Below are 13,713 nucleotides of genomic sequence, written 5' to 3'. Positions count from 1 at the left end.
TTAGACATCAGCAGCGGGACCGCCGATCGGTGTTTCCGGGCGCTCGCCCTGTACCGCCGGAGGCGTACCAGGCGTACCCGTACCACCCGTCCAATCCCGCGGCTCGCGAGGCGGACGCCCCGCCATGATGTCATCGATCTGTTCGGCATCGATGGTTTCATACTTCATCAAGGCATCAGCCATGGCATCAAGCTTGTCACGGTTGTCCGTGAGGATCTGCTTCGCGGTGCCATAGCACTGGTCGATGATGCTGCGCACTTCGGAATCGATCAGCTTGGCGGTTTCACCGGAGAAACTTGCATGCTGGCCGCTACCGCCGCGACCGAGGAATACTTCGCCCTCTTCTTCGGCATACATCAGCGGACCGAGCTTCTCGGAAAGGCCCCACTTGGTCACCATGTTCCGTGCGATCTGGCTGGCACGCATGATGTCGTTCGACGCACCAGTGGTTACACCGTCGAAGCCCAATGTCATCTCTTCGGCGATACGGCCACCGTAGAGCGAGCAGATCTGGCTGATCAGCGCCCGCTTGGACAAGCTGTAGCGATCTTCTTCCGGCAGGAACATGGTCACACCCAGCGCACGGCCGCGCGGAATGATCGAGACCTTGTAGACAGGATCATGCTCAGGCACGACGCGACCGACGATGGCGTGACCCGCCTCGTGGTAAGCCGTGTTCTGCTTTTCTTTCTCCGACATGACCATGGATTTGCGCTCGGCGCCCATCATGATCTTGTCTTTAGCCAGTTCGAACTCTTTCATCTCCACGACGCGCTTACCGGCGCGAGCGGCGAACAGCGATGCCTCGTTGACCAGGTTGGCCAGGTCGGCGCCGGAGAAGCCCGGCGTGCCGCGAGCGATAACCGCCGCAACCACATCGTCGCCCATCGGCACTTTACGCATGTGGACCTTGAGAATCTGTTCACGACCGCGGATATCCGGCAGCCCCACCACGACCTGGCGGTCGAAGCGGCCCGGACGCAACAGCGCGGGGTCGAGCACGTCCGGACGGTTGGTGGCAGCAATGACGATGATGCCGTCATTCATTTCGAAGCCGTCCATCTCCACCAGCAACTGGTTGAGGGTCTGCTCACGTTCGTCGTGACCGCCGCCCATGCCGGCGCCACGATGGCGACCAACGGCGTCGATCTCGTCGATGAAGATGATGCATGGCGCGTGCTTCTTGGCCTGTTCGAACATGTCACGAACACGGCTGGCACCCACACCAACGAACATTTCAACGAAGTCGGAACCGGAAATGGTGAAGAACGGCACCTTGGCTTCGCCGGCGATAGCCTTGGCCAGCAAGGTCTTACCGGTACCCGGAGGGCCGACCATCAGCACGCCACGAGGGATACGACCGCCCAGGCGCTGGAACTTACCCGGATCGCGCAGGAATTCGACCAGCTCGCCCACTTCTTCCTTGGCTTCGTCACAACCTGCGACGTCGGCCAGGGTGGTTTTCACCTGATCTTCGGAAAGCAGCCTTGCCTTGCTCTTGCCGAAACTCATCGGGCCGCCTTTGCCGCCGGCACCGCCCTGCATCTGGCGCATGAAGAACATGAACACCGCGATGATCACCAGGATCGGGAAGCTGGCCACGAGCAGTTGGGTCCAGATGCTTTGTTGTTCAGGCTGCTTGCCTTCGACCACGACATGGTTGTCCACCAGGTCGCCGATCAGACCATTGTCCTGGATGGCCGGACGAATGGTCTTGAAGTTGTCGCCATCGGTACGCTTGCCGGTGATGACATAGCCATCGACGGCAACGCGCTCGACCTTGCCATCCTTGACCTGCTGAATGAAGTCGGAATAGTTGAGGGTCTGTGGCTCGTTAGGGCTGGAGAAGTTGTTCATCACGGTCACAAGGACAGCGGCGATGATCAACCACAGGATCAGATTCTTTGCCATATCGTTCAATTAACTACCCTCTGAAGCTGGCTCCGCTATCGGCGCGAGCTTCGCATGATATTCACCGGCCTAACTTACTACATTACCTACGACTCTGGCAGGCGCCGTCTGTAACCCTTTGTGAAACCTGGCCGCACCATTGTCATTACGCGGCGTTTGCAAGGCGAAACAAAAAAAACTATCGAGGTCTTTCAAAGACGCTCATCACTGCCCGATCCTTCCCCTCCGCGAAAGCCGCGCGCCAACAGATACTGCTCGCGGGAGCGGTCACGGGACGACAAAGGTTTGCGCATCTGCACCTTGTCGAACAGCTTGCGGATGCCCTTGTGGTATTCGTCGAAGCCTTCCCCCTGGAAGACCTTGATCAGGAAATCACCGCCTGGACGCAGAACCCGCCCAGCAAGATCCAGGGCCAGTTCGCTGAGAAACATTGCACGAGGCATGTCGACAGCCGCTAATCCACTCATATTGGGGGCCATATCGGAAATCACAAGGTCAACCTGTGTATTTCCGACGGCCTCCAGAATTTTTGCCAGGACGGCGTCTTCCGTGAAATCGCCCTGGATGAAGGTCACATCGGGGATGCTGTCCATTTCCAGGATGTCGGAAGCGATCAATCGCCCTTGACCACCGATCAGACGACTGGTCACCTGGGACCACCCGCCCGGCGCGGCACCGAGGTCGATCACGGTCATGCCCGGACGGATCAATCGATCCTTTTCCTGGATCTCCAGCAATTTATAGCTGGCACGAGAACGATAGCCGTCCTTCTGCGCCATCTTGACGTATGGATCGTTGAAATGCTCTTTGAGCCAGTTCAGGCTAGTCTTGGAACGGGCCACAGGCCACCTCTACATAAAACGGGTCGTGATTAAGTGGGCGGTCCCGGACTCGCTCGGGTAAACTGGCCGCCGCTTTTTTACAAGATCAGACGCAGGGGTCAGATTATGCCGCTCACTCAAGAGCAGAAGAAACAATACAAATCCATTGGCCACCACCTGAAACCGGTTCTGATTGTGGCGGACAACGGCTTGACTGAAGGTGTACTGGCCGAGCTGGAGCGCGCATTGAGCGATCACGAGCTGATCAAGATCAAGCTCAACATCCTCGACCGCGAAGCCCGTCTGGCTGCCATTGCAGAACTGTGCAAGACCGGCAAGGCGGACCTGGTACAGGTCATCGGTAAGATGGCATTGCTTTATCGCAAGAATTTCAGCGTCAACAAGCAACTGTCGAACGTACACCGCTTCAAGTAATGCCAAAGGGTCAAGGGTGCGCTTCGCGCACCCTGCCACTCCATCCAGGCACTGGCTGCAACACCAGCACCAACCCGGAAAGCCCCAGCACCACGTAGCTGAACACTCGCCATTGGCTCGCATCCGGCCAGCCGAGACTCACCGCCAGAAACATCCCACAGGCGTACAACGACATGAGCAGCAATTGCCCACGAATGTCGCGCCATAGGCTGGCACGGCCCTCGGCCTGAACCAGCACCAACGCCTGGAATATCACACAGACCGCTGAAAACGCCACCATCAGCGCCGTCAGCATGTCTACAATTTCATCGATCAGCAGCGGTGCCAGGCCGATTCGCCCCAGCACCGGCAGCAGGCCGATATGCAGCAGCCAAAGGCCACCGACCCAGAGCATCTGGGCAAGTTGCCAGAGCATGGCACCCGCACGCAGCGGGCGCCTTCGTTCAGATGTGGCGGACTTCGACAATCTCATACTCGATGACGCCACCGGGCGTTTTCACTGCCACCACATCGCCCTCTTCCTTGGCAATCAAGGCACGAGCAATCGGTGAACCGACGGAAATCTTGCCCAGCTTGATGTCTGCTTCATCCTCACCCACGATCTGGTAAGTGACGCTTTCATCCGTCTCGACGTTGGCGATTTCCACGGTGGTACCGAAGATCACCTTGCCGGTGTGGGGGATGGTGGTAACGTCAATGATCACTGCGTTCTGCATGCGACCTTCAATGTCACGCACCCGCGCCTCGACCATGCCCTGCTCTTCGCGAGCGGCATGGTATTCGGCGTTTTCCTTGAGATCGCCCAGTTCACGCGCTTCACCAATGGCCTGGCTCAAACGCGGGCGCTCGACCTTGGTCAGAAAAGCGTGCTCTTCTTCCAGGGCCTTCGCGCCCTGAACAGTCATCGGGTACTTGGTTATGCTCATGCCTTCAATCCTGCATGTAGATCCTGCAAGCGACGGACGGTCTTCTCGGGACCGAACTTGAGCGCTTCGCAGATCGCTTCGCCCGCAGCAATGGTGGTGGTGCAATAGATCTTGTGCTGCAGCGCATTGCGACGAATGGAGTAGGAGTCGGCGATCGACTGACGCCCTTCAGTGGTGTTGATGATCAGCGTGACTTCGTCATTCTTGATCATATCGACCACATGCGGACGCCCTTCGGTCACCTTGTTCACGCGGCGCACTTTCAGGCCCGCCGCCTCGATCAGCCTGGCGGTACCGGCAGTGGCGACCACTTCGAAGCCCAAGTTGATCAGATCACGGGCCACGCCTGCAACCAGTGGCTTGTCGTCATCACGCACGCTGATGAACGCCGTGCCGCCTGTCGGCAGGACTTCGCTGGCGCCCATCTGGGCCTTGGCGAATGCTTCGCCAAAGGTATCGCCAACACCCATCACTTCACCGGTGGATTTCATCTCCGGGCCGAGGATCGGGTCGACACCAGGGAACTTGGCGAACGGGAACACCGCCTCTTTCACGCTGTAGAAGTTCGGAATGATCTCCTTGGTGAAGTTCAGCTCCGCCAGGGTCTTACCGGCCATGACGCGGGCAGCGATCATTGCCAGGGAAACGCCGATGCACTTGGAGACGAACGGCACGGTCCGGGAAGCGCGCGGGTTCACTTCGATGACGTAGATGTCTTCGCCCTGAAGCGCCAGTTGCACGTTCATCAGGCCGACCACACCCAGTTCCAGGGCCATTTTCTTGACCTGCTCACGCATCTCGTCCTGGATGTGCGCCGGCAGCGAGTAAGGCGGCAGCGAGCACGCGGAGTCACCGGAGTGAACACCGGCCTGCTCGATGTGCTGCATGATCGCGCCGATCACCACGTCCTTGCCGTCGCAGACCGCATCCACGTCCATCTCGATGGCGCAGTTGAGGAAGTGATCCAGCAGCACCGGGCTGTCGTTGGACACCTGGACCGCTTCACGCAGGTAGCGCTTGAGTTCTTCTTCCTGGTAAACGATTTCCATCGCACGACCGCCCAGTACATAGGACGGGCGCACCACCAGCGGATAACCGATCTTGGCGGCGGCACGAATCGCTTCGTCTTCGCTGCGCACAGTGGCGTTTGGCGGCTGACGCAGGTTCAGGCGCTCGACCATCTGCTGGAAGCGCTCACGGTCTTCGGCGCGGTCGATGGCATCCGGGCTGGTACCGATGATCGGTACGCCAGCGGCTTCCAGGGCGCGAGCCAGTTTCAATGGGGTCTGGCCGCCGTACTGGACGATCACGCCTTTCGGCTTCTCGACACGGACGATTTCCAGCACGTCTTCCAGGGTCACTGGCTCGAAGTACAGACGGTCGGAGGTGTCGTAGTCGGTGGACACGGTTTCCGGGTTGCAGTTGACCATGATGGTCTCGTACCCGTCGTCGCGCAGGGCCAGTGCTGCGTGTACACAGCAATAGTCGAACTCGATGCCCTGGCCGATGCGGTTAGGACCGCCGCCCAGGATCATGATCTTGTCGCGCGTCGATGGCGCGGCTTCGCACTCTTCCTCGTACGTGGAGTACAGGTAGGCGGTGTCGGTGGCGAACTCGGCCGCGCAGGTGTCGACGCGCTTGTAGACCGGGAACACTTCCAGCTTGTGACGATGAGCGCGCAGGCTCTTCTCGGTCACACCCAGCAATTTGGCAAGGCGCTGGTCCGAGAAGCCCTTGCGCTTGAGGCGGAACATCATGTCGCGGTCGATGCTGGACATGCCCAGGGTCTTGACCTTCTCCTCTTCCTTGATCAGATCTTCGATCTGAACCAGGAACCAAGGATCGATCATGTTCATGCCGAAGATCTGCTCCACGGTCATGCCGGCACGGAAGGCATCAGCCACGTACCAGATACGCTCGGCGCCCGGCACGGTCAGCTCGCGCTTGAGCTCGCTCATGCTTTCCGGGTTGCTCAGGTCCAGCTTCGGATCGAGGCCGCAGACACCCACTTCCAGGCCGCGAAGGGCTTTCTGCAGGGATTCCTGGAAGGTCCGGCCGATGGCCATGACTTCACCGACCGACTTCATCTGGGTGGTCAGGCGGGCGTCGGCCTTGGCGAATTTTTCGAAGGCAAAGCGTGGCAGCTTGGTGACGACGTAGTCGATGGACGGTTCGAAGGACGCCGGAGTCTTGCCGCCGGTGATGTCGTTCGACAGCTCGTCCAGGGTATAACCCACGGCCAGCTTGGCGGCGACCTTGGCAATCGGGAAACCGGTGGCTTTCGAAGCCAGGGCCGACGAACGGGAAACCCGCGGGTTCATCTCGATGACCACCATGCGGCCAGTATCCGGGCAGATGCCGAACTGGACGTTGGAGCCGCCGGTTTCCACGCCGATCTCACGCAATACCGCCAGGGAGGCGTTACGCAGGATCTGGTATTCCTTGTCGGTCAGGGTCTGGGCCGGCGCGACGGTGATCGAGTCACCAGTGTGCACGCCCATCGGGTCGAAGTTTTCGATGGAGCAGACGATGATGCAGTTGTCCTTTTTGTCACGGACAACTTCCATTTCGTATTCTTTCCAGCCGATCAGGGATTCGTCGATCAGCAGTTCCTTGGTCGGCGACAGATCCAGACCACGGGCGCAGATTTCTTCGAACTCTTCGCGGTTGTAGGCGATGCCACCACCGGTACCGCCCATGGTGAAGGACGGACGAATGATGCACGGGAAGCCCAGCTTTTCGAGGACCGCATTGGCCTCTTCCATGCTGTGGGCGATACCCGAGCGCGGGCATTCCAGGCCGATGGCTTTCATCGCCTTGTCAAAGCGCGAACGATCTTCGGCCTTGTCGATGGTGTCGGCGTTGGCGCCGATCATTTCCACACCGAATTTTTCCAGGACGCCTTCGCGCTCCAGGTCCAGGGCGCAGTTCAGCGCCGTCTGGCCGCCCATGGTCGGCAACAGCGCATCAGGACGTTCTTTCTCGATGATCTTGGCAACGGTCTGCCACTTGATCGGCTCGATGTAGGTGGCGTCGGCCATGGCCGGGTCGGTCATGATGGTGGCAGGGTTGGAGTTCACCAGGATGACGCGATAACCCTCTTCGCGCAGGGCCTTGCAGGCCTGGGCGCCGGAGTAGTCGAACTCGCAGGCCTGGCCGATCACGATCGGGCCGGCGCCGAGAATCAGGATGCTTTTTATGTCTGTACGTTTTGGCATGGGTTTGTCACTCAAATCCGCAGGTCTGTCGGCTAGGCCGTCGAACAATCTTTGAAGCGCCCGCGGGGGCCGCCGTACTCGGGGCCGCCCTCGGGCTTCACGCGGTCAGCGTCGCTTGGCCATCTCATTGATGAAGCGATCGAACAGCGGCGCCACATCGTTCGGGCCCGGGCTCGCTTCAGGGTGGCCCTGGAAGCTGAACGCGCTCTTGTCGGTGCGCTCGATGCCTTGCAGCGTACCGTCGAACAGCGACTTATGGATCGCACGCACGTTAGCCGGCAGGGTCGCTTCATCCACAGCAAAGCCGTGGTTCTGGCTGGTAATCATCACCACACCGGTGTCCAGGTCCTGGACCGGGTGGTTGGCACCGTGGTGACCATGACCCATTTTCAGGGTCTTGGCCCCCGACGCCAGGGCCAGCAGTTGGTGACCGAGGCAGATGCCGAATACCGGGATCTCGGTTTCCAGCACATCCTTGATCGCCTGGATCGCGTAGTCGCAAGGCTCAGGATCACCCGGGCCGTTGGACAGGAACACGCCATCGGGATTGAGGGCCAGTACATCAGCCGCCGGGGTTTGCGCCGGCACCACGGTCACGCGGCAACCGCGCTCGACCAGCATGCGCAGGATGTTCAACTTGACGCCGTAGTCGTAGGCAACCACATGATACGGCAGCTCGGACGCTTCGATCGTCGGGTGGCTGTCGGTCTTCAGGTTCCAGACCGAGGAACGCCACTCGTACTGCTTCTTGGTGCTGACGACTTTCGCCAGGTCCATGCCCTTGAGACCCGGGAACCCCTGGGCGGCGGCGATGGCAGCTTCTTCGGAGATATTGTCGCCGGCCATGATGCAGCCGTTTTGCGCGCCCTTCTCCCGCAGGATACGGGTCAGGCGACGGGTGTCGATCCCAGCGATCGCCACGACGTTGTTGGCTTTCAGGTAATCGGACAGGGACATCGTATTACGCCAGTTGCTCGCAACCAGTGGCAGGTCACGGATGACCAGGCCGGCAGACCAGACGCGGTCGGACTCGGCATCCTCCGGCGTAGTGCCGGTATTGCCGATGTGCGGGTAAGTCAGGGTAACGATTTGCTGGGCGTAGGAAGGATCGGTAAGAATTTCCTGATAGCCGGTCATTGCGGTGTTAAACACCACCTCACCAACGGTCTGACCGTCGGCTCCAATGGCTTCGCCGCGAAAAATGCTGCCATCAGCAAGGGCGAGTATGGCTGGCTTAGTCAAGAAGACCTCCCGTAAATAAAGCCTGAAAGGGCGATCGCAGGTTGTAAAAAAGCGGAGTGACGTATGGACACGTCACCCCGCTTTTTTCACTGAATTATTCTGCGCGCTTTTAGTGGACACACTAAAGCTGTAGCTTACAGAAAAAGGCTTTTTTGGTCCACCGCTAATGAGCCTTAAAGGCAGGGGAATGCGACAGGGCGTCGCGACGCGGTGTAAAACGGGGCGCAGTATAACCTGAACCCCGCCTTCATGGGCATCAACGCAGGTCGAGTACGTCCTGCATATCGTACAAACCAGGCTCGCGGCCATCCAGCCACAGCGCGGCTCGGACGGCACCCTTGGCGAACGTCATCCGGCTGGAAGCCTTGTGGGTGATCTCCAGGCGCTCGCCCTCGGTGGCGAACAGCACCGTGTGATCCCCCACCACATCACCACCGCGTACCGTGGCAAAACCAATGGTTTCCCGCTCACGGGCGCCGGTATGCCCCTCGCGCCCGTACACGGCCACGGCCTGCAGGTCGCGCCCCAACGCATCGGCAATCACTTCACCCATGCGCAAGGCGGTTCCCGAAGGCGCGTCGATCTTGTGCCGGTGATGCGCCTCGATGATCTCGATATCAGCGTCATCCCCCAGGACCCGGGCAGTCAGGTCGAGCAACTTCAGCGACAGGTTTACACCGACGCTGAAGTTCGCCGCGAACACGATCGGAATATCCTTGCCTGCATCGGCCAGCAACTGCTTCTGGGCAGCGTCCAACCCAGTGGTACCGATGACCATGGCTTTGCCGTGCTTGCGGCAGATGGCAAGGTTTTTCAGCATCACTTCCGGCAATGTGAAATCGATCAGGACATCGAACTCGTCGAGCACTTTTTCCAGGCCACCGGACATCGGCACACCGATGCGCCCCAGCGACGCCAGCTCACCCGCGTCGGCACCGACCAACGTGCTGTCAGGCCGAACGATGGCAGCCGTCAGGCCGGAGAGCGGCGAGCGCTGCTGCACCGCCTCCACCAACGCCTTGCCCATGCGCCCAGCGGCGCCCATCACAGCTATACGTCGCATGCGACCTCCTTACAGATCGCCGAAGAAGCGCTTCACGCCTTCGAACCAACCGGTGGTTTTCGGAGAGTGGCTGTTGTCGTCCGCCAGCGAACTGCGGAACTCTTCCAGCAATTCGCGCTGGCGTCGGCTCAGGTTGACCGGCGTCTCGACCGCAACGCGGCACATCAGGTCGCCCGCACCGCCACCGCGCACAGGCGCAACGCCCTTGCCACGGATCCGGAACTGCTTGCCGGTCTGCGTGCCCTCGGGGATCTTCAGCTTCACACGACCGTCGAGCGTTGGAATCTCGAGTTCGCCACCCAGCGCGGCATCGACGAAACCGATCGGCACTTCGCAGAACAAGTGCTTGCCGTCACGCTGGAAGATCGAGTGTTCGCGTACATTGATGACTACGTACAGGTCGCCGGTCGGGCCGCCCTGGGCACCCGCCTCGCCTTCGCCGGACAGGCGAATGCGGTCACCGGTATCGACGCCAGCCGGCACTTTCACCGACAGGGTCTTGTATTCCTCGACGCGCCCTTCGCCATGACAGGAATCGCACGGATCGGAAATGATCTTGCCCTGGCCATGGCAACGCGGGCAGGTCTGCTGCACCGAGAAGAAGCCCTGCTGCATGCGAACCTGACCGATACCGCCGCAGGTCGGGCAAGTGACAGGCGAGGAGCCCTTCTTGGCACCCGAACCATCGCACGGCTTGCAATTGACCAGCGTCGGCACGCGGATATTGACGGTCGTACCACGCACCGCCTCTTCCAGGTTCAACTCCAGCGTGTAGCGCAAGTCGCTGCCACGCTGGGCGCCACCACGGGCACCGCCGCGACCGCCACCGAAGAAATCGCTGAACACGTCGCCGAAGATGTCGGAGAAGTTCTGGCCGCCAAAACCGGCACCGCCGCCGCCCATGCTCGGGTCGACACCGGCATGCCCGTATTGGTCGTAAGCCGCGCGCTTGCTGGAATCGGACAGTACTTCGTAAGCCTCGTTGGCTTCCTTGAACATTTCTTCCGACGCTTTATCGCCGGGATTACGGTCCGGGTGGTGCTTCATCGCCAGGCGACGATAGGCCTTTTTCAGATCCGCCTCGCTCGCCCCCCGCTCGACACCCAATACTTCGTAGAAATCACGCTTTGCCATTAGTCTTTGCACTCTTATAGGACGTCCGGCAAAGCTCTCCTGAGCCTCGCCCAACTCGTTGAGCCCCTACAGGCCCGGACCCAACCACGTCGATTCAGCGATCCTGGTCTCAGGCTTTACGAAAAGCAGGAGCTTTCCCGATCACGCCATCAGCACCCGAACGTTGTCGCATGCTGTAAAAATTCATGGGTTCCAGACACGCCAACGCGGGAGCAAGCTCCCGCGCGGCGACATCCTACCAGCCACCGCACAAACGCAGTCAACCGGCCGACCAACAAGCGATTACTTGTGGTCTTTCACTTCTTCGAACTCAGCGTCGACGACGTCGTCGGCTTTTTCGGCCGATTCGCCTTGCTGCGCGGCGCCTTCAGCTGGCTGAGCCTGTTCGGCATACATTTTCTGGGCCACTGGCGCGGAGACCTTGGACAGCTCTTCGATCTTCGCTTCGATGGCAGCCTTGTCGTCGCCTTTGACGGCGGCTTCCAGGGCAACCACGGCCGCTTCGATGGCAGTCTTCTCTTCAGCAGTCACTTTTTCGCCAGCATCAGCGATCATCTTGCGAGTCGAGTGCACCAGGGCATCGCCCTGGTTGCGGGCACTGGCCAGCTCTTCGAACTTGCGGTCTTCCTCGGCATTGACTTCAGCATCGCGAACCATCTGCTGAATTTCTTCCTCGGACAGGCCGGAGTTGGCCTTGATCACGATCGACTGGGTCTTGCCGGTGGCCTTGTCTTTCGCGCCGACGTGCAGGATGCCGTTGGCGTCGATGTCGAAGGTCACTTCGATTTGCGGAACGCCACGTGGCGCTGGCGGAATCTCGGCCAGGTCGAACTTGCCCAGGGACTTGTTCTGGGCAGCCTGCTTGCGCTCGCCTTGCAGGACGTGGATGGTCACGGCGCCCTGGTTGTCGTCGGCGGTCGAGAACACCTGGGATTTCTTGGTAGGAATCGTGGTGTTCTTCTCGATCAGCGCGGTCATCACGCCACCCATGGTTTCGATACCCAGGGTCAGCGGGCTGACGTCGAGCAGCAGAACGTCCTTCACATCACCGGCCAGAACGGCGCCCTGGATGGCAGCACCCATGGCAACGGCTTCGTCCGGGTTCACGTCTTTACGTGCTTCTTTGCCGAAGAAGTCGGTCACCAGCTTCTGCACCAGCGGCATACGGGTCTGACCGCCCACCAGGATCACGTCGTTGATCGAGCCAACGTCGATACCGGCGTCTTTCATCGCGATGCGGCAAGGTTCGATGGTGCGCTGAACCAGGTCTTCCACCAGCGCTTCGAGCTTGGCGCGGGAAATTTTTACGTTCAGGTGCTTAGGACCGGTGGCGTCTGCAGTGATGTACGGCAGGTTCACATCGGTCGACTGGCTCGAGGACAGTTCGATCTTGGCTTTTTCAGCGGCTTCTTTCAGGCGCTGCATGGCCAGCGGGTCACCCTTGAGGTTCATGCCGCTTTCTTTCTTGAACTCGTCGACGAGGTAGTCGATCAGGCGAATGTCGAAGTCTTCACCACCGAGGAACGTGTCACCGTTGGTAGCCAATACTTCGAACTGGTGCTCGCCATCGACTTCAGCGATTTCGATCACGGACACGTCGAAGGTACCGCCACCCAGGTCATAAACGATCACGGTGTGATCGCCCTTGGCCTTGTCCATGCCATAGGCCAGAGCTGCCGCGGTAGGTTCGTTGATGATGCGTTTTACGTCCAGGCCCGCGATGCGGCCGGCGTCTTTGGTCGCCTGGCGCTGGCTGTCGTTGAAATAGGCAGGAACGGTAATAACGGCTTCAGTCACCGCTTCGCCGAGGTAATCTTCGGCGGTTTTCTTCATTTTCTTCAGGATTTCAGCCGAGATCTGTGGCGGCGCCATTTTCTGGCCGTTCACTTCAACCCAGGCGTCGCCATTGTCAGCCTTGGCGATTTTGTAAGGCACCATCTTGATGTCTTTCTGAACGACTTCTTCGTCGAACTTACGACCGATCAGACGCTTCACCGCATACAGGGTGTTATGCGGATTGGTCACTGCCTGACGCTTGGCCGATTGGCCAACCAGAATTTCGCCATCGTTGGCGTACGCGATGATCGACGGCGTGGTACGCGCGCCTTCGGCGTTTTCAATGACTTTGGCCTTGCCGTTTTCCAGCACGGAGACGCACGAGTTGGTGGTCCCCAGGTCGATACCGATAATCTTGCCCATGTTAACTCTCCCGGAACTTGGATTTTGTTGCCGCGGCAGTGGTGGTTAACCGCGGTAGCACTTAAACGCTTGACTTCTTAGATGGGGCCGCTGCGCCCGATTTCAAGCCTGCTCGTCAATAGAAGGTGAAACCGGTGCTGGCGCCTTGCTGACCACGACCATGGCCGGGCGCAACAGACGGCCATTGAGCAGGTAACCTTTCTGGAAAACCTTCAAAACGCTGTTTGGCTCGACGTCGGCACTTTCCTGCATCGCCATGGCCTGGTGGTGCTCGGCGTTGAAGGGTTCACCGTGAGGATCGAGGGCTTCGAGCTGATAGCGCTTGAGGGTGTCCTGGAACATTTTCAGGGTCAGCTCGATGCCTTCGCGCATCGGACGAATGTTCTCGTCGTCCGGATTGGACAGCTCCAGGCCGCGCTCCAGGCTGTCGATGATCGGCAGCAGGTCGCCGGCGAAACGCTCCAGGGCGAATTTGTGAGCCTTTTCCACATCCTGCTCGGCGCGACGGCGGACGTTCTGCAGGTCGGCTGCTACGCGCAACGCCTGATCCTGCGCACCGGCCAGTTGCTCCTCGAGCACTTGTACACGGGCCGCCAGATCGCCACCCGAATCCTGGGAGGTCTGATTGGCCTCTTGGTTTTGCGTATCCTGCGTCTGTTCGTCAGCCATAGTTTTCTCCTCTCAACTTCGTCCGCGAGCTCTACTCGCGCTTCTGCCCCCGTATATGGGGCCGGGTTTTCCAGCTTCAAGGGGTGTTCGACGAA

At 59.7% G+C, this 13,713-nt stretch carries 11 protein-coding genes; 1 reads left to right on the top strand and 10 read right to left on the bottom strand.

What is annotated here, in order from left to right; translation table 11 throughout:
- Both ftsH and rlmE read right to left on the bottom strand, forming a co-directional pair.
- Positions 1 to 1,911, bottom strand: a complete 1,911-nt coding sequence (gene ftsH / locus FGE05_RS21895) for an ATP-dependent zinc metalloprotease FtsH (protein ID WP_139648196.1) — start codon at positions 1,909 to 1,911, stop codon at positions 1 to 3.
- A gap of 191 nt (positions 1,912 to 2,102) precedes the next feature.
- Complete coding sequence (rlmE, locus tag FGE05_RS21890) at positions 2,103 to 2,753, bottom strand: 23S rRNA (uridine(2552)-2'-O)-methyltransferase RlmE (RefSeq protein WP_041024996.1); 651 nt, start codon at positions 2,751 to 2,753, stop codon at positions 2,103 to 2,105.
- A gap of 105 nt (positions 2,754 to 2,858) precedes the next feature.
- Here rlmE and FGE05_RS21885 point away from each other — a divergent pair, with 105 nt between their 5' ends.
- Positions 2,859 to 3,167: a YhbY family RNA-binding protein gene (locus FGE05_RS21885; RefSeq protein ID WP_024779952.1), complete on the top strand. Its 309-nt coding sequence runs from the start codon at positions 2,859 to 2,861 to the stop codon at positions 3,165 to 3,167.
- Positions 3,168 to 3,177: 10 nt separating this feature from the next.
- On the opposite strand, the gene FGE05_RS21880 is transcribed toward FGE05_RS21885, so the two are convergent.
- The 8 genes from FGE05_RS21880 to grpE all read right to left on the bottom strand — a co-directional run bounded on the left by FGE05_RS21880 (position 3,178) and on the right by grpE (position 13,618).
- Positions 3,178 to 3,582, bottom strand: coding sequence for a hypothetical protein (locus tag FGE05_RS21880; RefSeq protein ID WP_041024998.1), 405 nt, complete (start codon positions 3,580 to 3,582; stop codon positions 3,178 to 3,180).
- A gap of 28 nt (positions 3,583 to 3,610) precedes the next feature.
- Positions 3,611 to 4,087: a transcription elongation factor GreA gene (gene greA / locus FGE05_RS21875; RefSeq protein WP_030139783.1), complete on the bottom strand. Its 477-nt coding sequence runs from the start codon at positions 4,085 to 4,087 to the stop codon at positions 3,611 to 3,613.
- Positions 4,088 to 4,089: 2 nt separating this feature from the next.
- Positions 4,090 to 7,311 carry a carbamoyl-phosphate synthase large subunit gene (gene carB / locus FGE05_RS21870; protein WP_041024999.1) on the bottom strand — a complete coding sequence of 1,074 codons (3,222 nt, stop codon included), beginning with the start codon at positions 7,309 to 7,311 and terminating at the stop codon, positions 4,090 to 4,092.
- 105 nt (positions 7,312 to 7,416) lie between these two features.
- Entirely contained in the window at positions 7,417 to 8,553 is a 1,137-nt protein-coding gene (gene carA, locus FGE05_RS21865; protein WP_053152119.1) for a glutamine-hydrolyzing carbamoyl-phosphate synthase small subunit, read from the bottom strand.
- A 256-nt stretch (positions 8,554 to 8,809) separates the two neighbouring features.
- A complete protein-coding gene (gene dapB, locus FGE05_RS21860; protein ID WP_139648195.1) occupies positions 8,810 to 9,616 on the bottom strand; it encodes a 4-hydroxy-tetrahydrodipicolinate reductase in 807 nt (268 codons plus the stop codon).
- A gap of 9 nt (positions 9,617 to 9,625) precedes the next feature.
- A complete protein-coding gene (dnaJ, locus tag FGE05_RS21855; protein ID WP_041025002.1) occupies positions 9,626 to 10,750 on the bottom strand; it encodes a molecular chaperone DnaJ in 1,125 nt (374 codons plus the stop codon).
- A gap of 282 nt (positions 10,751 to 11,032) precedes the next feature.
- Positions 11,033 to 12,949, bottom strand: coding sequence for a molecular chaperone DnaK (dnaK, locus tag FGE05_RS21850; RefSeq protein ID WP_139648193.1), 1,917 nt, complete (start codon positions 12,947 to 12,949; stop codon positions 11,033 to 11,035).
- Between the two features lie 102 nt (positions 12,950 to 13,051).
- On the bottom strand, positions 13,052 to 13,618 hold the full coding sequence (gene grpE, locus FGE05_RS21845; protein WP_024779959.1) for a nucleotide exchange factor GrpE: 567 nt from the start codon (positions 13,616 to 13,618) through the stop codon (positions 13,052 to 13,054).
- Positions 13,619 to 13,713: the final 95 nt, after the last annotated feature.

The sequence above is a fragment of the Pseudomonas sp. ICMP22404 genome, assembly GCF_006227205.1.
In the GTDB taxonomy this organism is placed as follows: domain Bacteria; phylum Pseudomonadota; class Gammaproteobacteria; order Pseudomonadales; family Pseudomonadaceae; genus Aquipseudomonas.
The sequence above is the reverse complement of the archived record's forward strand: the minus strand, read 5'-3'. Positions and strand labels throughout refer to the sequence as shown.